The organism is Sphingobium sp. V4 (assembly GCF_029590555.1).
In the GTDB taxonomy this organism is placed as follows: domain Bacteria; phylum Pseudomonadota; class Alphaproteobacteria; order Sphingomonadales; family Sphingomonadaceae; genus Sphingobium.
The window spans coordinates 1,260,874-1,269,846 of record NZ_CP081001.1 but is presented as its reverse complement, the minus strand read 5'-3'; the positions used below and the strand labels follow the sequence as shown (position 1 = coordinate 1,269,846).

General features: G+C 64.5%; 12 protein-coding genes. All 12 read right to left on the bottom strand.

The window, feature by feature from the left end; all coding sequences use genetic code 11:
- Positions 1-99 precede the first annotated feature (99 nt).
- The 12 genes from K3M67_RS06530 to K3M67_RS06475 all read right to left on the bottom strand — a co-directional run bounded on the left by K3M67_RS06530 (position 100) and on the right by K3M67_RS06475 (position 8,950).
- On the bottom strand, positions 100-603 hold the full coding sequence (locus K3M67_RS06530; RefSeq protein ID WP_285832697.1) for a hypothetical protein: 504 nt from the start codon (positions 601-603) through the stop codon (positions 100-102).
- Positions 604-772: 169 nt separating this feature from the next.
- Positions 773-1,126 carry a hypothetical protein gene (locus K3M67_RS06525; protein WP_285832696.1) on the bottom strand — a complete coding sequence of 118 codons (354 nt, stop codon included), beginning with the start codon at positions 1,124-1,126 and terminating at the stop codon, positions 773-775.
- A complete protein-coding gene (locus K3M67_RS06520) occupies positions 1,123-1,605 on the bottom strand; it encodes a hypothetical protein (RefSeq protein WP_285832695.1) in 483 nt (160 codons plus the stop codon). Before K3M67_RS06520 ends, K3M67_RS06525 begins: the two co-directional genes overlap by 4 nt.
- A 149-nt stretch (positions 1,606-1,754) precedes the next feature.
- Positions 1,755-2,993: a hypothetical protein gene (locus K3M67_RS06515; protein ID WP_285832694.1), complete on the bottom strand. Its 1,239-nt coding sequence runs from the start codon at positions 2,991-2,993 to the stop codon at positions 1,755-1,757.
- 208 nt (positions 2,994-3,201) lie between these two features.
- Entirely contained in the window at positions 3,202-3,663 is a 462-nt protein-coding gene (locus K3M67_RS06510) for a hypothetical protein (protein ID WP_285832693.1), read from the bottom strand.
- A 144-nt stretch (positions 3,664-3,807) separates the two neighbouring features.
- Positions 3,808-4,284: a hypothetical protein gene (locus K3M67_RS06505; protein WP_285832692.1), complete on the bottom strand. Its 477-nt coding sequence runs from the start codon at positions 4,282-4,284 to the stop codon at positions 3,808-3,810.
- Between the two features lie 315 nt (positions 4,285-4,599).
- The gene (locus tag K3M67_RS06500) at positions 4,600-4,965 is read right to left on the bottom strand and encodes a hypothetical protein (protein ID WP_285832691.1); all 366 of its coding nucleotides are present in this window, start codon (positions 4,963-4,965) and stop codon (positions 4,600-4,602) included.
- A gap of 64 nt (positions 4,966-5,029) precedes the next feature.
- Positions 5,030-5,305, bottom strand: a complete 276-nt coding sequence (locus K3M67_RS06495) for a hypothetical protein (protein WP_285832690.1) — start codon at positions 5,303-5,305, stop codon at positions 5,030-5,032.
- 350 nt (positions 5,306-5,655) lie between these two features.
- Positions 5,656-6,426 carry a PRTRC system ThiF family protein gene (locus K3M67_RS06490; protein ID WP_285832689.1) on the bottom strand — a complete coding sequence of 257 codons (771 nt, stop codon included), beginning with the start codon at positions 6,424-6,426 and terminating at the stop codon, positions 5,656-5,658.
- Positions 6,416-7,075, bottom strand: coding sequence for a PRTRC system protein A (locus K3M67_RS06485; RefSeq protein WP_285832688.1), 660 nt, complete (start codon positions 7,073-7,075; stop codon positions 6,416-6,418). The genes K3M67_RS06490 and K3M67_RS06485 overlap by 11 nt, the downstream gene beginning before the upstream one ends.
- A complete protein-coding gene (locus tag K3M67_RS06480; protein WP_285832687.1) occupies positions 7,072-7,908 on the bottom strand; it encodes a PRTRC system protein B in 837 nt (278 codons plus the stop codon). Before K3M67_RS06480 ends, K3M67_RS06485 begins: the two co-directional genes overlap by 4 nt.
- Entirely contained in the window at positions 7,901-8,950 is a 1,050-nt protein-coding gene (locus K3M67_RS06475; RefSeq protein ID WP_285832686.1) for a hypothetical protein, read from the bottom strand. Before K3M67_RS06475 ends, K3M67_RS06480 begins: the two co-directional genes overlap by 8 nt.
- Between the last annotated feature and the right edge of the window lie 23 nt (positions 8,951-8,973).

Here is an 8,973-nt window from a genome sequence, read left to right as displayed (position 1 = left end):
GCGTTGGCAAGGCGCCGGACGATGGTGGGCGCGCGCTATTCAGCGTCGCTCATTGGCGAGATCGAACGTGGCGATTGTCGCCGTCTCCGACGTCTCGGCTCAGCGGCTGGCGAGAAGCACATCGAGGGCGCGCACGAACAGTTTGTCGCCAGCGTCGTTGACAATTACGGCCAATGGATTGGTCGCGCGCACGGCCCGTGCGACGATCGCGAGCGGTCGCTTGCGCAGGGGATATTGCAGGATCTGATCATTTTCGATCGTGATCAGATTGGTACGCAGCAGGCGCCTCAGGCGACGGCCTTCGACAGCGCGCGTGAGAAGATCGCTCACCTCGATCTCGAGATCATGATCGCACGAGATGTCGCCAAGGCAGCGTGGTGGCCGGTTGGCCTTGAGCCAGGCGTCGACTTGCCGCTGGGTCCATCGTCCGACCTGATGATAGAAGTCCGCCCCGCCCGTTCCTTGGTTGCGTGCGTGGAAGGCCAGTTCGCCATTTATCCAGATTTCGGCCGTGAAGGCGGCAGTTTCCTGGGATAGCGCGGCACTATGGGAGATGCGGCGTAGTTCGATTTTCATGGCAAGCGCTCCTGTCTGCTCCAGCAAGCGGAGCGCCTGTCCCCTCCCTCTCTCCCTCCAGCCGGACCGTTGTGAGCACGGTGGCTTGGCTCGCCGCTTCGGTGGCGGTTCTTGCCCTGATCTCGCGGATGCGGGCGATGAGCCACTCCTCCTGCCAGCGGGTCATCATGACGGAGCCTCCGGATCGACCTGATATCTAGCCATTGCTTGTCGCCTTGCCCCAGCGCTGTACTGCCACGGTCGCGACCTGTTCGACCTGCACGATCCGGCCGCGGTTCATCGCGGCATCGACGGGCGCACAGAGCACGAAATCGATCTCGAAGGCGGGCTCCCGATCTTGCCAGGGGCCGAAGCCGGGCTCGGTCTCTCCGGGTAGCGGCTGCTGGCGTCGCAGCGTCTCGCGCGCCTGGGTTTCGATCTGGGCGAGGTCGGCTTCGACCCTGGGGTTCATCGCATCGCCGATGACGTTCACCGTCGCAGTGACCTCGACCAATTCGGTGTGGAGATGGCTCGAGCGCATCACGACCAGCACCTTGCGTTGGATTGTCATGATGTTTTCTCTCCCGAAGGTAAGGCGTCGACGGGGTCACCGTCGACGATCAGCGGCGGCACGCGGAAATCCGCCGCATCGAACCAGGCGATGATCGCTTCGAAGGAGCCGAGCTTCTCGGCGGCTTCCCGGCCGATGACCACGGAGCCAGCTTCGTCAGCGGGATAAGAAGTCGGTTCGCCCTCGCCGGTGAAGACGACGCGTTCCGGGCTCCACTCGCCGGGATAGCCATCGCACAGGCGCACGAAGGGCAGATTCAATGCAACGCACCGCTCTTCGAGTTCATCGAACTGCCCGCCCACGACCTCATGGGCACACAGCGCGAGCGGCTTGCCGAGCGGCCGATGTGAAGGGTCGAAGGCTTCGCCGTCCCACTCGATGGACAGCCGTTCGGCGAGAATAATATCCGCTAGTTCCTCATAGGCGACAGCGGAGAGCGTTCCACCCACCTGGATGGACGCGGAGACACGATTAGCCACGAAAACCTCCGTAATTGCAGGTCCGCTCGCCTCGGACAGGAATGGATCGGGCAGCTGCGGATCGGGATATTTCGAGCGCAGTGCCCAATCGCGGCGAGGACAGGCGGGATTGATTGTCAGGGACCGGATGGATGCCTGATGTGATCGGGTCATTCGAAGCGGAGCGCGGCCGCATATTGGCGCAGCAGGCTGGCCATTGTGCTTCGGGCATGGCTCTTGTTCCCGATCACTATCTCGGGATGGAGTTCCTGTCCGTGCGCGGTGCGGTAGCCCCGTGCCAGATCGCCGCTTGCATCCTCAACCACGATGCGGTGGCCGCGTGGCTCCGCTCGCCCCGCATGGCGCGCGGTGAAATCGCCGAGCCGTCCCGACAGCCCGGCTGCCATCTTGCTCCAGCGAATGTGGCCTCCGGCGAATTGAACGCCCGGCGCGCGGCCGCGTGCGAGCCAATGGCGGAATTGCGCTCGTTGCTGGATCACGGAATTGCGGGTCCGCTCCATCGTTCGGGTAAGCGGCAGCACATCCGCATCCGCATCGATCCGGCTCAGTTCGGCGTCGTCGGCAACGATCAGAATGTCGGCATAATCGCGCTGATGCAGCAGATGGCGAAGGTTGCCGTCATCGGCGGGCGCCGAGCCCGCCCCGGTCGACAGCGCGCGAATGCCTGATTCCGCATCGATGAGAAGAAGCGTGGCGGCTTCGTGCCCGGGTCGCTCGCCGAACATCGCGAGAATGCCGATCGTGCCAGTTGCAAATTCGGAGGAGCCGAAGAGGAGGAGCCGCCGATGCCATGATGCGGGCGCCGGCGCGTCGGTCGGGCTTGGCCACTGGCTGGGTCGGGGCCGCGTGGCTGGCCGCGCCATGTCAACCGCGGGCTGCGGCGAGGTAGCCGCGAAGGACCGGCGAGCGACATCGAAAATGTCGTCCGGTTGGCCGCCGCCGTCGAGAAATCCCCGATCATAGCCAAGCCGTCGTTCATCAGCTTGATCGCGATGGGACGATGATGGCGGGCGCGCTACCCATCCGGCGCGTGCGGCGTAAAACCCGTCGGCATAGGAGAAGGCGGCATCCCAATCGTAGCCGTGGACATCTCGGGCTCGCAGGATCGCGGCATGACGGCTGTCGGTGCTGCCCTGTGCGATCTGGCGCTCAATCGAAGCGAAGTTCGCGGCCCTGCGCTGCAGCTCGGTTTCCAGGCGCATCGCCTCGTTGAGCGGGCGAAGCACCTGGATGCGTTCTCGGCTTCGCGCCATGCGGGCGTCCAGCGGGGCGCCGTTGGGTAGATCGGGGAAGCGGCGCCAGGCCTCGGCTAGCGCCTGGGCGTGATGGGCTGGACGGCCATGCGCCATCCAGCAGCCCGCATCGGCGGGATCGAAAGCGTCGGTCATATGGGAAATCTCTCGGTGGCCAGAGCGGCGATCGCCTGAAACTGCCTACAGACGCCCCCCTCTCTCGTGGGCTGGAGGTTAGACAGATGGCCCGTCGTTTGGTGCGGCTCGCGGGTGATTCCGAAAACGATGCGGACTCGATCGGCCACGTCATGTCGGATCTGTGATTGTCGGGCCGCGGCAGGCGTGGAACAGCTGCGTCGCGCGATCACCCGGTCGCGGAAAGTTCCCACGGGCTGGCGGCGTCGGGAGCCAGCTCCACTTCGAACGGTCCGGACCATTCGCGGATCCATCGCGGCGCCCGCCCCTCGAACCGCATGTCGTCGCGGGCGCCATAATCCTCATGCCAGTCGTCTTCGGTTGGGAACCGGTTCAGCAGGATCGCGACGGGGATATCCCAGGTGTCGGGCTGTTCGGGATCGACATCGAATGCGTTGTCACGGATCCATGCCTGCGGCCTGAACCGGAGCGTGACGGTGGGGCCGCTGTCTATACAGTCGGCGCCGGCTTCGTCGGGGGAGAGTTCATCGTAGGAGCGTCGAAGATCCTCGTCGCTCATAGCGCTCCAATATTCGCGAAGAATGGAGCGGAGATATCCGGGATCGGTGCTGCATGTATCAGCCGTGTCGTCGACCAGCCAGTCGACCATCTGGTCGCGGGTCGTGGGCATGCGGATTCCCTTTCGTGAGAAGGCGGCGCGGGCAGCAGCTGGGGATAGCGGCGCCGAAGAGACAGACCGGCGGATGGCACGTGCCATGAAGATTTGGTGGACGATGCCCGGATGTCGGCCGGTAAGGTTTGAGGATCAGGCGGGCTATCCGCCTGCAGCGCGCAAGGGCCTGCCGAAGGAATCGTAATGCGCCGGATCGGCACCCGGTACGTCCCAGCCGAAAAGGCAACCGATCTCCCTCGCCGCTATGTGGGCGGGTGATGCGGCGAAGATCTCGTTGATCCGCTCGGCGGTGGCGCCTTCCGGGAGTGGCCAATAGGCGCGCTCGCCACGCTTGATCACGACGGGCTCGAGCGTGCTTGGTAGCAATGTCGCGCACATGGCAGGCAGGGTGGCCTCGAGCCGCAGTCGCATCGTATGGGCGTCAAGTTCGGCTTCGGCGAGGTCGCACACCCAGGACGGCCCGAACCGGTTTCGAATATGGCGTAGTTCGGAGCCGCGGGGCTCGGAAGCATCGCTACCATTCATCCAGGCGATCGAAAGCTTCTCCCGCCAGTCCTTTCCGTGCCGCGCACGGAAGTCGAGCAAGGCGCGCCAGACGGCATCGTCGGGTTCGGTCATCGGATCTCCCCAGAGCAGACAGCGTGGGCGAGGCGCGATCAGCACCAAGGCCACGCCTGCCCCCTTCCCCCCTCACCTCCAGCATTCGAGGCAGAATCAGCGCTTGGGATCTGTGGGGCATTGCCGACCGGGTTGGTTGGTCGCCCCACAGGATGGCGAGCTGACCCGCGATCGGATTGCGGGATAGGCGCCGTCCGAGAACCAAATTGCCGAGCCGGGATAGGCTGACGGATGTGGGCTGTATTTCACTATGAGGCGGCAGGTGTTCGGACGTTCCCGAGCATTGCCAGCTTCACGGCTGGAGAACGTGTCCGCTCATGCGGCGAGGACTTGGAAGGCAATCGCGACCGCAGCGGCGTAGCGCTTGAGGGCGTAGCCTCTCGCCCTGCCGATCGCTTCGCAAATCCCGTCAACGTCGATGCCGGGATTGTCCATGCGGGCCAGCGTCGCGCTGGCGCTCATGTCGCGCTCGACGCCGATCGCAGCCAAGCGTGAAGGCTCGCAGCTTCTCGCGCTGACCGGCGCGGCGCCGACACGATGCTCGTTGAGGAAGGCAAGCAACCCGGGCTTGCAAACCGGAACCTCGACGAGGAGCCATGTGGTGCTCGTGGCCTTCGCGAGGGCCCTGGCGTCCTCCTGCGTGCCGGCCCATTCACCGGCAGGGGTCCGATACAGTCGCATATTGCGTCCTCTGCTAGGGATGGCGGGAGATCTTCGAGGAGTGCCTTGCGCGGCACGGCTCGGCTTATGTGGGGACCTCGGACCATCCGCCGGCGGTGCTGATCCAGACCATCCCCAGCGCGCCGGGGCGTGCCGTAGATTCATCGAGCCCTGGTGTGCTCGGATCCCGAACGATTACGCTGCCGAGGTCGTTGATGCGCCGCGGGGCTCGCCCGCCCACGACGATCAAGTCGTCGCCGCCGCCCGGCATATGAACAAGGTCGCCAGAGCTGACTGTGGCAGCGAGTTCCCGGCCGATCGTATAATGGAGCGTCCACTGATTGTCGGTAATGGGCGTCATGGAGAATGTCCCGTGAGAGGTTGCGCCGCTTTGCAGGCCAGAAGACGCGACCGGTTCACAAAGCAGGAGCTTCCGTGCGCGCCGAGGGCGGCTCGGCGGACATGATGTCCGCGCGTCTCCCTACCCCCTCTCCTTCGAACGGCAGGGGAACGATGGCTGCCCGAAGCGGAAGGCTGCACCTGATGGCGGGACCGCCGCTCGATATGAGAGCGCCCGGTGATCTACGGATGGCTCGCCGGTCAGGCGATCAGGCTCGCCCGTTTTCGAGCTTGAGGCCGCGACTCTGCTGAATTCGGCGGCATTTCCCGTAACGAGGACGGCGGGGAACACATGTCCAAAGGTCTCAGCAATCAATGCGGGATGCCCGGATTTCGCGGCAGCGGGATCGGAACGGCCTGGCCGTTGAACAGATTGATGAAGGCGCCAGCATAGCCGATGGAGCCGCGTCCCAGCAGATCGAACAACAGCGCCAGCGCATGGCTCGCCATCACGCGATTGACGAACAGCGATTGGCGCTCGAGCGCCTCGGCGACCGAACAGGATGGAGCGTCGTTATCGGCCAAGCTCTCGTCGGCCAGTTCCGGGAAGGCTTCGAGGACGGTTGGAAGGCGTCCCTGACGCTCATCTCCGGCACGCGCCGGACAGCCGATCAGATATTGTCCGTCGGTGGCGCGATTGCCCAGGTCCATCCAGTATGCGGCCGGGGCATTTGCGTTGGCCAGCTCTATGCCTAGCGCTCGGCGGGCCGAGGCCGTGTCGACGCAGCTGATGAGGATATCTGCGCCTTTGAGCCCGATCGCGCCGGGCGCGCGGCCGTGGACTGCCGTCCAGGACAGGCCGTGCGCGAGATTGATCCGTTCCGTCAGCGTGCGGGCTTTCGAATGGCCGATGTCGCACCGATAGAATGGCTGGCGACCGAGATTCGCCTCGGTGACGATATCGTCGTCGACGACGGTTACGTCGAGTGAGCGGGAGGATATCGCGCGGAGCGCCGTGTCGAGCGAGGCAAGGCCCATCAGCATCTGCGCGCCATTTCCTCCACATCCGACAAGCATGATGGTAATCGGGCGGTTGTCGAAATCAGCGGGAAGATAGTGGCGCTCTCGGGTGTCAGTCTGCATCGATACCTCCTGCGAAGGGAAGGCGCGGCAGGGGCAGAAACATGCCACCGGCGCACAGGCGTGAAGCTATCGCGGGACCATCCGGCTGATCCAAACGGCCGAAAACGATCGATATCTTGGTCGAATGGGCATCGTCGGCATCGTCGGTGGCGCTGAAAAAGGCCGTCCCGCGTCCATGGCTGTGAATGTCACAGATCATGTGCCATTCGGGCGGCAGGGCCGGCGGCCGGTAGACGAGGCGCGAGGGCGTGGCCTCGTCGATGACGGGGAAGTCCACCGAGAATTGCCCGGTGGCCTCGTTCCATAGAATGAACGCGGCTGCCTCGTTCGGAAGCGCGGCGCGAAACGAGGCCAGTATCTCCTCGATGTGAACCCTGGGTATTAGGCCACACCGAAGCTCAGCGCTTCGCGAGCCGGCATTACCATAAGGAATATAAGCTTCCATCGGCGACGTGATGGGCACATCGAGAGCAAGCCACGGTCGACGCAGGATAAGCATTACCCCGTCGGCGCCCACCGCCAGTCCGTGCCCCGAGCGCGCTTCACGAAGGGCGTCGAGGACGGGTGATCGGCCGTTCGGCGGGACCGGATAGCAGGGCACGGCGGCAAGCACGGCAGCCGCGGTCGGGTCTTGGGCGAGCGTCGTCATGCGCCTGCGCTCATAGAGATGAGGCTACCCACCGTGACGTTGTCGGAGGCCGTCACTCCCGCTCCTTGCCGCTTCTGCCGTCCACCGCGCGAACCGAAGGGCTTGAGACGGCTGACCGGGAATTGGGTCGCCCGGCGCGCCGCAAGATCGTCCCATAGACGGACGAGGCCGCCCTTCCCGTCGACCGTCAGCTCCTGTCCCGGATTGGGGTGGGTCGACCAGGAGTCGAACACGGCGCTCTCAAAGGCCGGGATGGAAGCAACGCTGAGCGTTTTCGGCTTCGGGATGTTGCCCCAGCAAAGTCGCCCGTTGACGAAGACGTTGAGGACCGGCGAGTACAGGACTTCGGTTGCGACGGTGGGACGCTCGCTTGCCGGCAGCGCATAGACCCCGAGACCTGACCTGGTAGCGATGAACAGATGCGCGGGATAAGGCACCGGCACCGTCGTTCGTTCGGAAAGCGCCCGGAGATTGGCAGGAGGAGCAGACAGAGCGAAATAGGCTGGGCGCACTTGTGCCGGAACCCACCAGGCCAGCATGTCAGGATGGGCGACCAGAATGTTATCGGGAAGGATCTCCGGGGCGACGGTGCGGCCAAGCCTCTCGGTCCATTGACGCAGGTGCGCGCGAGACAGCGGCGCGCCCGCAGCGATCGTCGGCTGGCCCTCGTCATCGAGTTCGACTGCGTGCATGCTGGCAAATGCCGGCCCCTCTCTGCACGAGGAACCATAAGGCTTGAGATTGCGGGGCGCCTGGCTCCTGTAGAGCAGGATGGCGTTGCTCAGTATAAGACCGCCGCCGCTGGCTTCGAATTGAACGCTATGGTCAGTCATGTGAGCCTCGGGGTTTTGGTGGGACGAACTGGACAATGTCCTGAGCGGCTTTCAGGAAGGCGGCGCCACAGCGCAGCGAAGCGAACCACTCGTCGATGCGATTTGCTTCCGGCAGAGGGCAGATGCCGGCGATGTCCATGAAGCCCATTTCCATGCCGGATTGTGCGGCGGTATCTAGTTCGCGCGTGAATTGCTCAAAGGGCACGAGCGTCAACGGCGGCAGTGAGGCGCATTCCTCGATGCCGGGGAGATATTCGTAGGCAACCTGGAAGTCCAAGTGCCACGCATTGCGCTCCGGCGTCAGGGATCCGAGGGCCTTGTACGCCTTTCGAAGATCGGCAAGCTTTCTGCGGAGCCGCTTGGGCAGCCGTGCTGATGGCGCCGCATTTGCCGCGATCATCCATTCCGGCCGACGCTCATTCATCTCGGAAGGCAACGTCATCCCGTCGAGAGTCTCTTCGTCCACCCCATGATACGCGATCAGGCACTCCCGGGCGGCTTCATCGTCGGTGGCGCCTTCCCAATAATACATCGAGATTTCATCGAAGAGATCCTGGTAGCCGAAGACGGGAAGTGCTCGGCCGAGGGTATGTTCGAGCGCATGGTAGGCTGCGGCACGCCAGGCGATGGGGGCATCGCTGGTCTCGATCCAGCCAAGATCGAGCTGGCCCATGCTTTCGCAGACGATGGCAATCGCCGGAGGTCCGTCTTCCTCGCTGAGAAGAACGGCGACGCGCAGATCGACAAGCTCGAGCGGCGCCAGCACATCGAGCACCGCCGCCTCGAAGGTGCGTTCGACGTGTCGGCGAGCCGCAAAGCGAGTGCAGGCTCGGGTCGGGTTCTCCTGCGATAGCACCCAGTGGCCGACCAGTTTATGGTGCGCGGCCAGCGGGGCGTCGAAGACGGCGGGGATATCGGGCGAGAGCGCGACGGCGCGTCCCGCAAGGTCAGCCGAGGGGCGGAAGCCGCAGTCCTGCGGGGGGCTGTAGCGGCTCGCGGGCTTCGGCCTCGCTGTCGTGCGGGTCGAACGCGATCCGCGCATGGAGAGCCTGTGCTTGGGCGCCG